This window comes from Micromonospora sp. NPDC048907, assembly GCF_055586885.1.
The window spans coordinates 671,678-686,123 of sequence record NZ_JBVJHI010000004.1 but is presented as its reverse complement, the minus strand read 5'-3'; the positions used below and the strand labels follow the sequence as shown (position 1 = coordinate 686,123).

The 14,446-nt window shown below is 76.9% G+C and carries 15 protein-coding genes; all 15 read right to left on the bottom strand.

What is annotated here, in order from left to right; translation table 11 throughout:
- Positions 1-24: 24 nt before the first annotated feature.
- Entirely contained in the window at positions 25-1,032 is a 1,008-nt protein-coding gene (locus tag ACZ6PY_RS17165; RefSeq protein WP_466073201.1) for a LacI family DNA-binding transcriptional regulator, read from the bottom strand.
- 83 nt (positions 1,033-1,115) lie between these two features.
- Positions 1,116-1,886 (bottom strand): hypothetical protein, encoded by a 771-nt coding sequence (locus ACZ6PY_RS17160; RefSeq protein WP_466073199.1) that lies wholly within the window; start codon positions 1,884-1,886, stop codon positions 1,116-1,118.
- Between the two features lie 48 nt (positions 1,887-1,934).
- Positions 1,935-2,411, bottom strand: coding sequence for a hypothetical protein (locus tag ACZ6PY_RS17155; protein WP_466073197.1), 477 nt, complete (start codon positions 2,409-2,411; stop codon positions 1,935-1,937).
- A complete protein-coding gene (locus tag ACZ6PY_RS17150) occupies positions 2,408-3,328 on the bottom strand; it encodes a carbohydrate-binding protein (protein WP_466073195.1) in 921 nt (306 codons plus the stop codon). Before ACZ6PY_RS17150 ends, ACZ6PY_RS17155 begins: the two co-directional genes overlap by 4 nt.
- Positions 3,325-4,026, bottom strand: a complete 702-nt coding sequence (locus tag ACZ6PY_RS17145; protein ID WP_466073193.1) for a phage tail protein — start codon at positions 4,024-4,026, stop codon at positions 3,325-3,327. Before ACZ6PY_RS17145 ends, ACZ6PY_RS17150 begins: the two co-directional genes overlap by 4 nt.
- A complete protein-coding gene (locus ACZ6PY_RS17140) occupies positions 4,007-6,625 on the bottom strand; it encodes a putative baseplate assembly protein (RefSeq protein ID WP_466073191.1) in 2,619 nt (872 codons plus the stop codon). Before ACZ6PY_RS17140 ends, ACZ6PY_RS17145 begins: the two co-directional genes overlap by 20 nt.
- On the bottom strand, positions 6,622-7,059 hold the full coding sequence (locus ACZ6PY_RS17135) for a GPW/gp25 family protein (RefSeq protein ID WP_466073189.1): 438 nt from the start codon (positions 7,057-7,059) through the stop codon (positions 6,622-6,624). Before ACZ6PY_RS17135 ends, ACZ6PY_RS17140 begins: the two co-directional genes overlap by 4 nt.
- Positions 7,056-7,394, bottom strand: coding sequence for a hypothetical protein (locus ACZ6PY_RS17130; protein ID WP_466073187.1), 339 nt, complete (start codon positions 7,392-7,394; stop codon positions 7,056-7,058). The genes ACZ6PY_RS17135 and ACZ6PY_RS17130 overlap by 4 nt, the downstream gene beginning before the upstream one ends.
- Entirely contained in the window at positions 7,394-8,962 is a 1,569-nt protein-coding gene (locus tag ACZ6PY_RS17125; RefSeq protein WP_466073185.1) for a phage baseplate assembly protein V, read from the bottom strand. The genes ACZ6PY_RS17130 and ACZ6PY_RS17125 overlap by 1 nt, the downstream gene beginning before the upstream one ends.
- Positions 8,959-9,714 (bottom strand): CIS tube protein, encoded by a 756-nt coding sequence (locus tag ACZ6PY_RS17120; RefSeq protein WP_466073183.1) that lies wholly within the window; start codon positions 9,712-9,714, stop codon positions 8,959-8,961. The genes ACZ6PY_RS17125 and ACZ6PY_RS17120 overlap by 4 nt, the downstream gene beginning before the upstream one ends.
- On the bottom strand, positions 9,714-10,337 hold the full coding sequence (locus ACZ6PY_RS17115) for a hypothetical protein (protein WP_466073181.1): 624 nt from the start codon (positions 10,335-10,337) through the stop codon (positions 9,714-9,716). Before ACZ6PY_RS17115 ends, ACZ6PY_RS17120 begins: the two co-directional genes overlap by 1 nt.
- A gap of 1,090 nt (positions 10,338-11,427) precedes the next feature.
- Positions 11,428-11,910 (bottom strand): phage tail protein, encoded by a 483-nt coding sequence (locus ACZ6PY_RS17110; RefSeq protein WP_262285647.1) that lies wholly within the window; start codon positions 11,908-11,910, stop codon positions 11,428-11,430.
- A 1-nt stretch (position 11,911) separates the two neighbouring features.
- Positions 11,912-13,129 (bottom strand): phage tail sheath family protein, encoded by a 1,218-nt coding sequence (locus tag ACZ6PY_RS17105; RefSeq protein ID WP_466073179.1) that lies wholly within the window; start codon positions 13,127-13,129, stop codon positions 11,912-11,914.
- Positions 13,130-13,146: 17 nt separating this feature from the next.
- On the bottom strand, positions 13,147-13,827 hold the full coding sequence (locus ACZ6PY_RS17100; RefSeq protein ID WP_466073177.1) for a carboxypeptidase-like regulatory domain-containing protein: 681 nt from the start codon (positions 13,825-13,827) through the stop codon (positions 13,147-13,149).
- On the bottom strand, positions 13,824-14,432 hold the full coding sequence (locus ACZ6PY_RS17095) for a glycine zipper family protein (RefSeq protein ID WP_466073175.1): 609 nt from the start codon (positions 14,430-14,432) through the stop codon (positions 13,824-13,826). The genes ACZ6PY_RS17100 and ACZ6PY_RS17095 overlap by 4 nt, the downstream gene beginning before the upstream one ends.
- Positions 14,433-14,446: the final 14 nt, after the last annotated feature.

Genomic DNA, 14,446 nt, shown 5'->3' with positions numbered 1-14,446 from the left:
TTGGTCGGGCCGGGTCGGGGCCGGTCAGTCCGGAGCCGGGCCGAGGCTGTCCCGCTGGATCAGTTCGGCGGGAAGGGTCTCCACCCGGTCGCGGCCGTCGGGGGCGTCCAGGGCCAGGGTCATGGCGCGGGCGCCCAGCTCGGCCAGCGGCAGCCGGACCGTGGTCAGCGCCGGGGTCACGTCGGCGGCGATCGGCATGTCGTCGAAGCCGACCACGGAGACCTCCGCGGGCACCCGCACCCCGCGGGCGCGCAGCAGGTTCAGCGCGCCGACGGCCATCGAGTCGTTCATCGCCACGATCGCGGTCAGCCCCGGCGCGGCGTCCAGCAGGTCGGCCGCGACCCGGGACCCGCCGTCGCGGGTGAAGTCCGCGTACCGGATCCGCGCCTCCGGCAGCGGCCCGCCCAGGCCGGCGGCGAGCCCCGCGAGCCGGTCGCTCGTGGTGGTCAGCGAGCGGGGGCCGGCGAGCACGCCCACCGCCCGGTGACCGAGCCGGCGCAGCTCCGCGCCGAGCAGGCGGCCGCCCTCCTCGTTGGCCGGCAGCACGGCGTCGCCCCGGTGCCGGTGCCGGCCGATCACCGCGACCCGCCCGCCGGTGGCCGCGTACGCGGCGAGCCGCTCGTCGAGCAGGGCGTTGACCGTGGCGTCGTGGTAGCCGGAGCCGGCCAGCACGATGGCGGCGACCTGCTGGGCGCGGAGCAGGTCGACGTACTCCACCTCCCGCTCCGGGTCGCGGTAGCTGTTGCAGATGATGACCAGCCGCCCCCGCTCGGTGGCGACCCGCTGCAGCCCCCGGGTCACCTCGGCGAAGTACGGGTCGGACACGTCGTGCACCAGCACACCGACCACGCTGCGCTGCGGCCGGGCGAGGAGCTGGGCGTGCGCGTTCGGCACGTACCGCAGCTCGGCGACGGCCTTGAGCACCCGCTCGCGCAGCTCGTCGGCGACCGGCTTGCTGCTGCCGTTGATGACCCGCGACGCGGTCGCGGGGGAGACGCCCGCCCGGCGGGCGACATCGGCCAGCGTCGCCATGCGCACCCCCTCGCACACCCCGGTGGCGGAGAGGCTACCGCAGCACCGCCGGGAAAGCCCTGCCCGAACGGCGGAGGCGGCGCTCACCGGGCGCGCGCGGTCGGGCGGGAGGTGGTGGCGGTGCTGCGGACGGCCTTGACGATGGCGGGGATCGAGCCGATCAGCAGGACCAGCGCCCAGATGAGCGCCACCAGGGCGAACACCACCGCGCCCAGGTCGTCGGTGATGCTGACCAGGATCCCCGGCACGAACTGGTGCAGGAACTCCAGCACCACCGTGCACAGCAGGGTGGTCAGCGCCAGCAGCACGAGGCCCTTGTTCTGCAGGAAGCGCGGCTGGGCGAGCAGCAGCAGCGCCGCCCAGACCAGCTTGAGCAGCAGCACCAGGCCGAGCAGCACGGCCGCGTCGCCCACCGGGAAGAACCCCCACACCGCCAGGTACGCGAGCGTGCCGAACGGGGCGGCCAGGAACAGCGAGACCATCACGGTCAGCTCGACGAAGGCGACGATCAGCAGGACCAGCGACGCGAGCAGCAGCAGGATCGAGAAGACCAGGGTGGCCACCCCCTGCACCCGGCCCTGGATCCGGTCCGGCACCACCAGGCTCAGGGCGAACAGCCCGGTGGTCCACAGCGCCACCACGTCGACGAGCGCCAGGTGGCCGGTGCCACGACCGGACGGCTCGGTCACCGAACCCACGTCGCCCAGCTCGACCCCGAGCCGCCCGGCGCTGTCCCGCAGCGCGCCGCCGGCGTCCCCGCCGCCGGTGAGCGCCGCCGCCCCCAGCTCCAGCCCCACGACCAGCGCGATGGCGAGCAGCGCCAGCAGCAGGAACGGTTTCCGCAGCTCACCCACGGCACGCCTCCCCACCGGCCGGCGCCGGCCGGCCCGGCCCGCGTCCGGTCAGGACCGGGCGACGGTGACCACGCATCCGCCACCTCCCGGGCATCGCAGGGCGACCTCGGTCGCCCCGTCCACCGCCACCTTCGCCACCGCCGTGCCGTCGTCGCCGGGCGCCACCTCGTCGGTGACCGTGACGTCGGCGTCGCCCGGCGCCGGGGCGCTCACCACGAACGGCGCCCCGCTGCGCAGCACCAGGCTGCGCAGGCCGCCCGGGTCGGCCACCCGCAGCCGGCAGGCGGTGCCGAAGCCGACCACCAGACCGTCGGCGGACGGGCTCGGCTCGCCGGCCGGCGGCACGCAGGCCACGGTCACCGTCGCCGGGTCCACCGTGCCGGCGGTCCCGCCGAAGCGGGCCAGCCAGCCGGGCCCGGCGGCCGGGTCGCCCCGGTCGTGCCGGCCGCCGCCCACCGCGACCAGGTAGAGCACCACGAGCAGCCCGGCGAGGGCCGCCAGCAGCACCTTCTGCCGCCCGCTCACGGCGCGAGGAGCTGGGTGAACCGGATCTGGTCGACCCCGGCGAAGTACCTGTCGGTGCCCTGCGTCCGGCTCACCGCCACCAGGGTCAGCTTGTGCGGGCCCCGGGCCAGCTCCACGGTGCCCACGTCCACGAAGTCGGTGCGGACCACGGTCGGGGTGAAGCCGAAGAAGGTGTCGCCGACCTGCCGGCCGTCCACCAGCCAGATGGTGTTCGCGTAGTCGAACGAGGTGGTGCGCACGGTGGCGAGGCGCCAGGTGCCGTCGGCGGGCAGGTCCACCGAGACGGTCACCCGGTCACCCACGGCCCGACCCTGGAAGAACAGTTGGGCGTCGCCGGACCAGACCACCTCGCAGCAGTTCGGCTGGGACACCACCTGCGCGGCCGCCGCGGTGGTCGACTGCACCGTCGCGCCGGGGACCAGGCTCTCCGCCTCCACGGTCACCACCTGGGCCCGGGGCGGGGGCGGCGGATCACCGCCGCGGGTCACCAGCCAGGCGACCACCCCGCCCACCACCAGCAGCAGCGCCGCCGCGGCCGCGAGCCACGGCCACGGCGCGCGCTTCGGGGGTACGACGGCCCGTACGTCGTACGTCACCCGGCCGCTGGACCGGGAACTCTCCTCGGGCGCGGTGTTCGCCGAGTACGCGAAGCCGGTCATGTCGTAGCGCCGGGGCGGGGTGCCGGGCGGCACGGCGAGCCGGACCAGGAACGACACCGAGCCCTGCCCGGGCACCACCCGCTGCGGCTCGGCCACGGTGAACCAGCCGCGCTGGCTGCCCTCGCCGGGCGCGACGTCGAAGACCACGGTGTCCGGCGCCTCGCCCGGGTTGGAGACGGTGAAGGTCAGCTCGCCGCAGTTGCGGGCGTCCAGGGTGAACTGCTCGGCGGCGGCGACGACGGCCCATTCGGTGGTCATGACGGCTCCTCTGACGGCTGCTCGTGGGGTGCGGGGGACGGCACGCGGGCCCGGCCGACCGCGGGGACGGACGCCACACCGGTGGCCGTACCGTCGCCGTCGCCGTCGCCGTCGCCGTCGCCGTCGCCGTCGCCGTCGGCGTCGGCGGCTTCGGCGTCCGCGGCGGGCGGTTCCGGGTCGGCGGGGTCGGGGGCCGGGTCGGTGGTGACCTCGACGGTGACCGCGGCGGGCTTCTCCGCCTCGACGATGCGGGTGACCAGGGCGAGCCGGTCGGCGGCGGCCGGCGGCACCCGGACCACCACGTGGAACGGCCGCTCGGCCGGCTCCTCCAGCACGAACCCGGTCACCCCGGTGGCCAGCTCCAGCGCGGTGCGCATCCCGTACGGGGTGCCCCGCCACCGGGCCAGCAGCGCGCCGTGCGCCACCAGGTCCCGCAGCCGGCCCACCGGCAGCGGCAGCGGCGCGTCCGCCCGGGGCGCGGCGACCACGTGGTCCATGGCCACCCACCGGGTCAGGTACGCCACGAACCCGTCCGGCGTGCGGTACGCCGCGAACAGCGCGTCGACGTCGGCGAGCACCGCCTCGTCCGGGGCGTGCAGCGCCTCCATGACGTCCAGCAGCGCGCCCAGCACGCTGCCCGGGCCGGCGGCCCGCTGGTACGCGGCCGGCAGCAGCCGCTCAATCGCCGCTCGGCGCATCCTGCCGCACCACCTCGATGTCGTGCTCGCCGGAGCAGAGCAGCCAGGTGCCGGGGACGGTGACCACGTCGGCGGTGGCCTGGTTGGCGCTGGCCGTCCAGTCCTCCGCGTCGCCGCTGCGGTACACACCGCGCTCGCCGCCGGCCAGGACCAGCCGGGTTGCCCCGCCCGGGCCGGAGGGCGCGGTGGCGGCGATCGCGTCGACCGGGACGAACCGGGTGCGGTCGCGCAGCGGCAGCCCGCAGTTGACCATCACGGGCTGCCACTGCGGCTGCGCGGCCAGGGTGTCCAGCCGGACCACCCCGCCGCTCTGGGTGGCGGCCAGCGCCAGGGTGCCGCTGAACGCCAGGTCCCGGCAGGTGCCGCCGATCCAGCCGGCCGCCACCGACTGCCACTTCACGTCGGACTCGAACAGCCGGGTGCGGTGGCAGCCCTGCCCGGGCTTCTTCGGGTCCGGCTCGCCGGCGCCGCTCCACAGCAGGGTGGCCGGGCCGTCGTACTGCACGGCGAGCACCCGGTTGTCCACGTTGGCCAGGCCGACGTGCGCGAACGTGCCGGGGCGGCCGGCCGCGGTGGACAGGTAGACACCGAAGCCGGCCTGGGCGGCCACCGCCACCCCGGGCGCGCCGCGCTCGGAGACGAACGACCGGACCGCGTAGAAGCCGCGGTCGGCGTCGGCCGGGTCGACCAGGATCTGCAACGGCACCGCGCCCGGCAGCAGGGACACCTCGTAGAGGCCGGCGTCGGTGGCCAGCAGCAGCGCCCCGGCGCCGTCCCGGTCGATCCAGGCCAGGTCCCGCACGCCGGAGTCCAGGTCGGTGAGCAGCGTCCAGGTCTCGCCCAGGTCGGTGCTCAACCGGACCCGGGAGCCGCCCGCGTCACGCGCCGTCACCACGGCCACCGACCCGGCCCGCGGCACCACGCCGGGGCGGACCGGGGCGGGGGCGGGCACCACCCGGACGACGCTCTCGCCGTCGAACCGGCCGGCCGGCTCCCACCCCGCGCCCGCGTCGGTGGAGCGGAACAGCACCGGGCCTCGCCCGGCGTACCAGGTGCCCGGCTGGTACTGGTCGACGGCCACGGTCCGCACCTGCGCGTCCGGCGCCTCGTCGACCACGAACCGGACCGACTCGACGTAGCGCACGCCCGGCTCGGCGTGCTCCAGCATCCGGTACACGTTGGAGGCCCGCAGCGGCTCGCCGAACGCCCAGCCGGCCGGGTTGAGCGGGGTGGGCAGCGGGCTGAGCGTCTGGTGCAGCCGGTCGTGGACGCGCCGCCGGACCGCGTCGACGTCCTCCTCGCGGCGGACCACCACCCGGGCCCGGATGGAGACCGCCTTGTAGCGCGCCCAGCCGGCCCGCACCGCCGTGCCGAGCGCCCGCCGCCGCTCCAGGTCGGCCTCCACCCGGCGGCGCGCCTCCTCGACCTCGTGCTCCCGCAGCACCGCCACCGGCAGCCGGCCGCCCGGGCGGGCCTGCTCCGGCACGTACGGCACCAGGACCACCTCGACCTCGCCGGGGCGGGCGAAGCTGTAGACCGAGGCCCGGGTGAACGCCCGGGCCCGGGCCACCGCGCCGGAACCGGCCGCCAGGATCTCGTAGTCCCGGGCGGTCACCGCGCGCTGCTGGGCGAAGAACTCGTACGGGCCGCGCGCCAGGGCCGACTCCATCGACTCCAGGTCCCGGCCGCCGGCGGCCGGCGCCGGGTTGTCCACCCGCAGCCCGGGCAGCGGGTCGCGCAGGCTGGTCAGCGTCCCGGCCGCCACGTTCCCGGCCGGCCCGCCGCCGCACCGGTACCACAGCCGGACCTGCCGCCCGGCCGGCGGCACCGCCGCCACCGGGCCGGGCGCCCCCTCGACACCCGGCCCGGCCCCGTCCGCCGGCCGCAGGTCCAGCGCGGGGGCGAAGGTGACCACGCCGGAGGCGCGGTCGACCAGGTAGACCTTGGCCTGCGGGCCGACACCGGCGAAGCTGTCCACCGGCCGCCAGACCTCGTACGTGCGGCCCTCGTGCTCCCGGGCGGCCGCGCCCAGCTCCACCGACCCGGCGGGCACCTCCACCCCGAGCAGCAGGTCCAGCGCCTCGGTGGTCCGGGTCAGCGGCGCCCGGGCCGCCCGGAACACCTGCCCGGCCTGCCCGGTGCCGGTGCCCAGCAGCTCCGCCTCGACCGGCTCGCAGTGGTGCACGCGTACCGTCACCTCGGTCTCGCCCGCGGGCAGCACGGCCGGCTCGGTGGTCACGAAGACGACCGGCCGGGGGTCCGCGCCCCGGGCGGCGGCGACCCGGGTGCCGGCCGGGACGCGGACCGCGCCCCGGTCCGCGCCGGTCCGGGTGAAGCGGACGTCCGCCCAGGCAGCGGCCGGCGGGTGCCGGGTCACCCCGAGCAGGTTGAGGAACGAGACGTACGCCTTCTCCGGCAACTGGTTCAGCCGGTAGATCATCACCTCGGTGAGGTAGGCGAACGCCTCCAGCAGCGCCATCCCCGGGTCGTGCGCGGAGAGGTCCGTCCAGTCCGGACAGGACCGGCGGATCCGTTCCCGGGCCTCGGTGACCAGGTCGAGGAAGGCGCGGTCGTCCAGGTGCGGCACCGGCAGCGTCATGCGGGACCCTCCTCGCCGGGTTCGTCGTCGACGGGCAGCAGGTCGACGGAGAAGACCAGCTGGCCGGGGGAGAGGCTGGCCCGGACCCGGTAGTCCAGCCGGATCACCAGCCGCCACGGGTCGTCCGGGTCCGGCCCGGCGTCCACGTCGAGCACCTCGACCCGCGGCTCCCAGCGCCGGATCGCCTGCCGCACGTAGTGGATGGCCAGCCCGGCCGTGGTGTCGTCGTTGGGCGCGAAGACCAGCCGGTGCAGCCGGGAGCCGTACCCGGGACGCATCAGCCGCTCGCCCGGCGTGGTGGACAGCAGCAGGAACAGCGCCTGGCGTACGGTCTCGTCGCCGTCGGTCATGGCCAGGCCGCCGGCGGCGGTCAGCGCGAGACCGCCGGTGCGCCCCGCGTCGAAGCCGGCGCCGACGAACCGGAAGGCCCTCATGCGTCCGCCCCCAGGAACGTCTGCCGCGGGTCGCGGACGGTGTGGTGGACCAGCCCGGGTGGGGTGCCGTCGGTCAGCCCGTCCAGGTGCGACAGCACCACCCGGTGACCGTCCACCCGCAGCCAGGCGCTGTAGCCGACGGTCACCCTCAGCGTCTTCGCGCAGGGCTTGATGGTGGGGCCGTAGTTGGGGCAGGCGGTGATGTCGCGCCCCTCCGGGTCGGCCTCGACAAGCACCGGCACGCCCCGCACCGTCACCCACCCCTGGGAGGGGCGGTTGGCCACCCGCCCGTCGTGGTCGCAGGTGATCAGCGAGTCGCGGTGGATCCAGCGCATCAGCCACCTCCGTGGGCGCGGGCGAGGGTACGGGCCTGGGCGGCGGCGGTCTCCGCGTCCTCGGCCGCCTCCGCCTGCAGGAAGTCGACGGTGCGGGCGCGCACCACCATGGCCCGGCCCGGCGCGGAGAGCACCAGGTCGCCGGCCGCGTGCACGGTGGTCAGCTCGGGACGCAGCTCGACGAAGCTGCCGCCGTCGGTGGCCAGGCGCAGGGTGCGCCCGTCGTCGTCGATGACGATCGACTGCCCGGTGCCGGTCCGCATCGACCAGCGCCGGGACCGGCCGGACACGATCCCCGCGTCGTACGGCTCGACCGCGCCGAACAGCGAGCCGAGCACGACGCCCGAGGCGGGCTCGCCGCCGGGCAGCGCCACGAGCACGGTGTCCTCGGGGTCGGGCAGCGCCACGATGCCCTTGCCCCGGCCCGCGCCCGGGCAGACCACGGCGAGCCAGCCGGCGTCCAGGTCCCCGTACGTGGGCAGGGTGACCCGGGCCCGGCCCAGCCCGTCCGGGTCGTCCACGTCGGTGACCGTGCCGAGGGTGACCGTGGCCGCGGCGGGCGCGGCCGGCGGTGGCCCGGGCGGGACGGTGGAGAAGCGGGTCAGGTGCCCGTTCGCGTCGAGGGTGTGCACCACCTCGGTGAGCACGTACACGCCCGCGACCGGCTCGGGGACGCCGGCCAGGGCGACCCGCCGGCCGGGGCGCAACGCCGGATCCCCCTCGGCCGTGCCCTCGGCCGTCACCAGCGCCGCCATCCGGGCGTCCAGCCCGGCCTGGGCCAGGGCGGCCAGCTCGTCGTCGCTGCGGCCCGGCTGGTCGACGGCCGTGCGGACCCCGTCCGCGCCCACCCCGCCCGGGTCCGGACGCAGCGGGATGCGCCGCCCGGAGCGGGCCTCGCCGGCCTCCTGGCGCAGCGGCTCGGCGCGCTGCGGGTGCCAGCCCAGCGCGGCGCACCCGCCGCCGGCCCGGTCCAGGTTCTCCGCGATCCGCAGCGTGTGCACGGTGCCGCCGAGGGTGAGCGGGACCGGGTCGCCGTGACCGTCGAGGGTCAGCAGGCGCAGCCGGTCGCCGTCGACGGTCAGGTGCAGGCCGGCCCGGCCGGCCACCTCGCACAGCAGCTCCAGGTCGGTGTGCCGGTGCTGGAGCAGCCGGTCCAGGCGCGGCCCGTCGGTGTCGGCGTCGACGGTGAGCCTCACGTCGGCGCACAGCTCCCCGGCCAGCTCCGCCGCGGTCACCGACTCGAACACCCGCAGCTCCTGCCGCTTGCGCAGCCGGTGCAGCGGGTCGTACGCCCGCACCCGCAGCAGCGCCGCGCCGTCGCCGGCGTACTCCACCTCGACGCCGGTCACCTCGCCGGTGAACAGGGCGTCGGGCTGGCCGTCCAGCCGCAGGTCGAGGGCGGCGCCGGGGCGTACCGGGGGGTCGAGGGCGGCGGCGCCCGGCGCGGTGGCCAGGGTGAGCTCGCACTGGGCCGGCTGGTCCAGGCGGGCGGCGACCCGGACGCCGCGCAGCCGCCCGGGGTCGGCCAGCGGGATGCCGTCGATCGTGACGGCGGCGGCCCGGATCACGGCGCACCTCCAGTGGCGGCGTCGGCGGGGAGCGGCGCGGTGGCGGCGGCCGGCACGGCCAGGGCGGTGCCGGCCGGCACGGTCAGCGGGTCGGTGATCCGGTTGTGCTCGGCGAGCAGCCGCCAGCGCAGCGGCGAACCGAGCGCGTCGTGGGCGAGCAGGTCGAAGCGGACCCCCGACCAGCCCGGCTCGGCCGCCCCGTCGGCCGCGGCGACCACCGCCGACCCGGGCGGCACCGTCGGCGTGCTCGCCGCGGCCAACTCCTCCTCGAAGCCCGCCCGGGCCGCCTCGGCGGTCTCGGCCACCCGGACCAGCTTGAGCCGCAGCCAGGAGCGGCGCGGGGTGCCGGTGAGGGTGAACGCGTCGAAGCGCTCCGCGATGGCCACGATGACACCGGGCACGTTCCAGGTCTTGCCCCAGACCAGCCGGACCAGCGGGGGCCGCAGCCAGCCGTGCTCGGTCGCGGAGTTCTCGGCCAGCATCCACAGCGGACGGGTGAGCGCGCGGACGTCCTCGGGGCGTACCGGGGACTCCACGAAGTCGGTGTCGAAGAGCAGGTCCAGCACCAGCTCGGTCCGCCCGCCGCCGGTGAAGACCAGAGGGTCGTCGGCGCGGCCGGCCCCGGTGAGCGGCCCGTCCGGCGCGCCCCGGGGCCGTACGCCGGCCAGCCGGGTCACCTGCACGGTCTCCGGGTTGAGCAGGCAGTCCACCCGGGTGCCGGACTCGTCCACGAGGAAGGCGACGCGCTCCATCAGTCACCCGCCTGTTCCCGGTCGAGCCGGGCCAGCCGGTCGCCGTCGGGTGCCGGGACCGCCGGCGCCCACAGCTCCCGGTCGTCGGGCAGCGCCGGCCACGGATCCTGCCGGGCCGGTCCCGGCGCGCCCGGGGCACGGTCGCCGGCCGCGTGCGGCGGCGCCGGCCACCGACCGGCGTCACCGGCCTCGGGCGGCAGCGCGGGCCACGGCCCGGTGGCCGCGGCCGTCCAGTCCGGACGGCCCGGCGCCGGCCGTCCGGCGGTGCCGTCTCCGTTCGGGTTCGGGTGCGTCTGTTGTCGTCCCAGCGACAACAGGTGCACCCGACGGTCGTGGGCCCGGGACGCCGCCCCGGCGGTGCCGATCCCGGATGTCGCCGGCCCGGCGCCGCCGTCGAACGGTGACGCGTCGGCCGACCGGCCGGGTCGGCGAGGGCCCGGGGCCGGGCCGGGGAACGGGACGGTCGGCACGGGCGGGCCGGCGTCGGGTGCCGGGAACACCCGGGCGGTGTGGCCGACCGGGCCCCGGTCGGGGCGGCCGCCGGCGACGCTGCCCGTCCCCGACCGGGCGCGCCCCAGCGGCGCACCGGTCGCACCGGCCGCCGGCCCCGATGGCGTGGTCATTCCGGGAAACGCCGATCCCGGTGGGGTACCGGTCCGGCCGGGCGACGACGCCGACGGGTGGCCGAGTGAGGATCCCGGCGGGCCGCCGGTCTCGCGGGATGACGATCCCGGTGGGCCGCCCGGCTTGCCGGGCGACGATCCCGTCCAGGCGGCCCGGTGGGACGACCACCCGGCCGAGACGGCGGCGTCGCCGGAAGACGAGGCATCCGGCAGGCCGGCGTGGGGTGCGTGCGCCCCGGCGCCGGGTGCGACCGGTCCCCGTCGGAGGCCGAGCGGCCGGGCGTCCCCGCCGCCGGGCGTGGATCCGCCTCCGGCGGCGACGCCGCTCCGCGACGGTGCGTGCCCCGCGTTCCCGTCACCCGAGGTCAACGAGTACCGGTACGGGTCGCCGCCCGTCGTGTCGGCATCCGCAGGCCAGCCCGGCTCGGCAGGCCAGCCCGGCTCGGCAGGCCAGCCCGGCTCGGCAGGCCAGCCCGGCCCGGCAGGTCCACTCCGCCCGGCACGCCCGCCCGGACGTCCGGCCCGGCCGGCGAGCCCGTTCGGACGCCCGCCCGGGCCGGCGAGCCCTCCCGCACGCCCGTCCGGTCCGGCGAGCCTGCCGAGGTCGGCATGCCCGGCCCGGCCGGCTGCCCCGGCCCGGCCGGAGCCGCCCCCGAGGCGGAAGCGTCCCGGCAACCAGGCGAAGCCCTCCGCTTGCGCGCCGGAGGCCCTGGTCGCCTCATCGCCCGCCCCCCACGCGAACGGCCTCGGAACCGCGGGCCGCAGCGGCAGCGCCGGAACGCCCCGCTCCCCACCCCGTGCCTCCGCCCCGCCGGCGCCCGGTCCGGCCTCGTCGATCACGAAGTTCGGGTCGGATCCGACGAGAACATCCCGGTCGACGGGAGCGGGCCGGTCGGCGGCGGTGGGTGCGGAGCGGGGGAGGTCGTGGAGGAGGCCGGGGGCGTGGGTGGCGACCAGGCGGAGCCAGTGCTCGGGGGGTTCGCCGGGGCGGCGCGGTGCGCGCGTCTCGGCGGACGCGGTGGTGAGGCGGTTGGCGCTGGGCCCGGTGGTGAGGCGGTCGGCGGTGGCCCGGAGCAGGCGGGCCAGCCGGTCACGCGGGCGCCGGGGCGGCGGCACCGCCGGACTCCAGTTCCAGCCCCTCGTACGCGAGGGTCAGCGCCTCGATGGCGATCTCCTGGGACAGGGTGTTCAAGTGGGCGCCCCGCCACCGGGTGGGCCACGCGTTGATCATGTTCCAGCGCAGCACCTCGGCGGTGCCGGCCGGATCGAGCAGCACCACCGAGACGTTGCGCCGGTTCACCGTGCCCTTCGCGGCCGCGTTCACCCAGTCCCACAGCTCGCGCGACGCGGTCAGGCCGAAGTGGAGGGTGACCGGGGCGTACTCGACCTGGCCGGGGACCGCGCGGATCCGCTCGTTGCCGGCCTCCCGGTACGCGAGCGACGGTATGGCCACCTCGAAGCCGCTGACCTCGGTGAAGTGTCCGTTGGTGATGCCGTTGATGAGCAGCTTGAAGTGGTAGGCACGGTAGGGGTCGACGGGCGCGCCCGGCTGCGGGGTGGCCGTGGTGGGCATGTCAGCCTCCGATCGTCTCGGTCTCGGTGCCGCCGGCCCACTGGCTCAGCTTGAACACCACGAACTCCGCGGGCTTGACCACCGCGATGCCGATGTGCGCCACCACCATCCCGGCGTCGCGCACGTCGGCCGGGTTGGTCTCCTCGTCGCACTTGACGAAGAACGCCTCCTCGGGCGTGCGGCCGAGCAGCGCGCCGTCGCGCCACACCCGGGTGAGGAACGCGCCGATGTCCCGCCGGATCGAGCGCCACAGGGTGTAGTCGTTCGGCTCGAACACCATCCACCGCGTGCCGCCCGCGATGGCCAGCTCGATGGCGATGGAGAGCCGACGCACGTTCAGGTAGCGCCACTCGCTGGCCTCGGCGGCGAGCGTCCGGGCGCCCCAAAGGCGGATGCCCTCGCCGGAGAAGAAGCGGATCACGTTGACGCCCTTGGGGTTGAGCACGTCGTGCTCCGGGCGGGTGACCCGGTACGCCAGGTCGACCGCGCCGCGGACCGGCTCGTTGGCCGGCGCCTTGTGCACGCCGCGCAGCGCGTCGGTGCGGGCCCAGATGCCGGCCACGTGCCCGCTCGGCGGGGTGAGGACCAGGTCGCCGCTGAGCGGGTCGCGGACCCGGATCCAGGGGAAGTAGTAGGTGGCGAAGTCCGACTGCCGGGGTCGGTCGCCGTCGGGCGGGTCGTCGTCGGGCTTCGGCGTGCCCTCGGCGGGCTTGCCGGACGACGGCTTGCCGGGCGTGGCGACCCGGGTGAGCCGGGAGATGTCGGCCACCTCGGGCGGCGGGTCGCAGATGGCGACCATGGTGCGCAGCCGCTCGGCCATGCTGATGAGCGCCTCGTGCGAGACCGGGTCGTGGTAGCCGGGCGCGGCCAGGATGGAGATCTCGTCGATGGCCTCCAGCAGTTGCAGGCCGCTGCGCCGCCCGCCGGTGCCGGTGAGCTGGCCGCCCTCGCCGACGTTGACCACCCAGCAGCGGGTGCCGCCGTTGTCGAGGAAGCCGAAGACCGCGCGCGCCAGGGGCGTGCTCTCCAGGTGCTCGCCGTCGGCGTAGAGCCGGAGGAACTCCGACCAGCTGTTCACGGCGAGGGCCTCGTCGACGTGGGCGGCGCGGTTCGGCGCGACGCCGACGAAGGCGGCGGTGCTCGTGCCGACCGGGCCGATCGGGCGGGCCCCGCTGGGCACCTCCTCGACATAGATGCCGGGGGAGAAGTAGGTGGGCATCGGTCCTCCTCGAGGAGTCAGTCGGGGGTGCAGACGACGACGTGGTCTCCGTCGGCGGGGTCCAGCTCGGCGGTGTGGGTGCGGCCCCGGCCGATCAGCCGGATCCGCACCGGCCGGTCCGGGGCGTCGGGGTCGTGCGGGACGCCGACCAGCCGGAACCGGCCGGCCGCGTCGGTCTCGGTGGCCTGGGCGGTGCCGACCAGCTCGACCCGCATGGCGGCCAGCGGCTGGTGCTCCGGCCCGACCACCCGGCCGTCGAGGGTGCGCATGTCGAGCTGCCGCAGCCGCAGCGGCTGCCGCACGAGCGGCGCGGACGGCGCCGGCCGGTCGATCCGCGCCGGCACGTCGAGCAGCAGCGCGGGCCGGGGCGGCACACCGAGGGCCCGCCAGAGCGCCGGGTCCCCGGCGGCCAGCACTACCTCGGGCTGGCCGGCCGCGGTGGCGGCGGCCAGCACCCGGTCCAGCGCCGGCAGCGCCGCCGGCCCGCCGCCGCTGACCAGCAGCCGGACCACGAACCGGTACGGCTCGCGGGCCCCGCCGCTGGCCGCGGTCTGCCGGGCGGGCCGCAGCTCCAGCGGCCAGACGGTGAGACCGCCGTCGGGGGCGTCGCGGGGCGGGCCGACCGGGACGGGGTCACCCGCCGCCCCGGTCAGCCAGGCCGCGAGGTCCGCCACGGCCGCCTCGATGGCTCCGGTCATCGCGGCGGCGTCCCCTGGATCCGGTACGCGATGGCCTCGTTCCAGACGTGCGGGTAGACGCCGATCTCGAAGTAGCGGGTGAACCGGTTGATCGGCGCGTTGCTGTGGTCGTGCCAGAGCAGCCACACCGGGGCGATGGTGAACAGCACGTAGTTGAGCGCGACCAGCGGCAGGTAGAGCGGGCCGAGCAGGCGCGCCTGGAGGACGTGGACGTCCTCGTGCCGCTGGATGCCGGGGCTGGAGCCGGCGCAGACGGTGCCGATGGTGGTGGCGTAGCGGGGCGAGACGCCCTCGACCACGTTGACCCGCCCGCTGCCCTGCGAGATTACCCGGTCGAGCTGGTGCCCGAAGACCAGGTGCAGGGTCAGGTAGAGCGCGCCGGCGACGGTGTTGAGCAGGCTCCAGGTGTGGTCGACCACGAAGAGGAAGATGCCCTTCGGGTCGGCGCCGTAGGTGCCGGCGGAGGCGACCGCCCAGCCGAACGGCGCGCCGACGAGCAGCCCGACGACCGCGCCGACCAGCAGGCCGATGGTGCCGCCCGCCGCCCCGCCGAGCACGGCGCCCAGGACGATGTGGACGGCGGCGCTGATGATGCCGAGGACCATGGGGGTCACCTCTC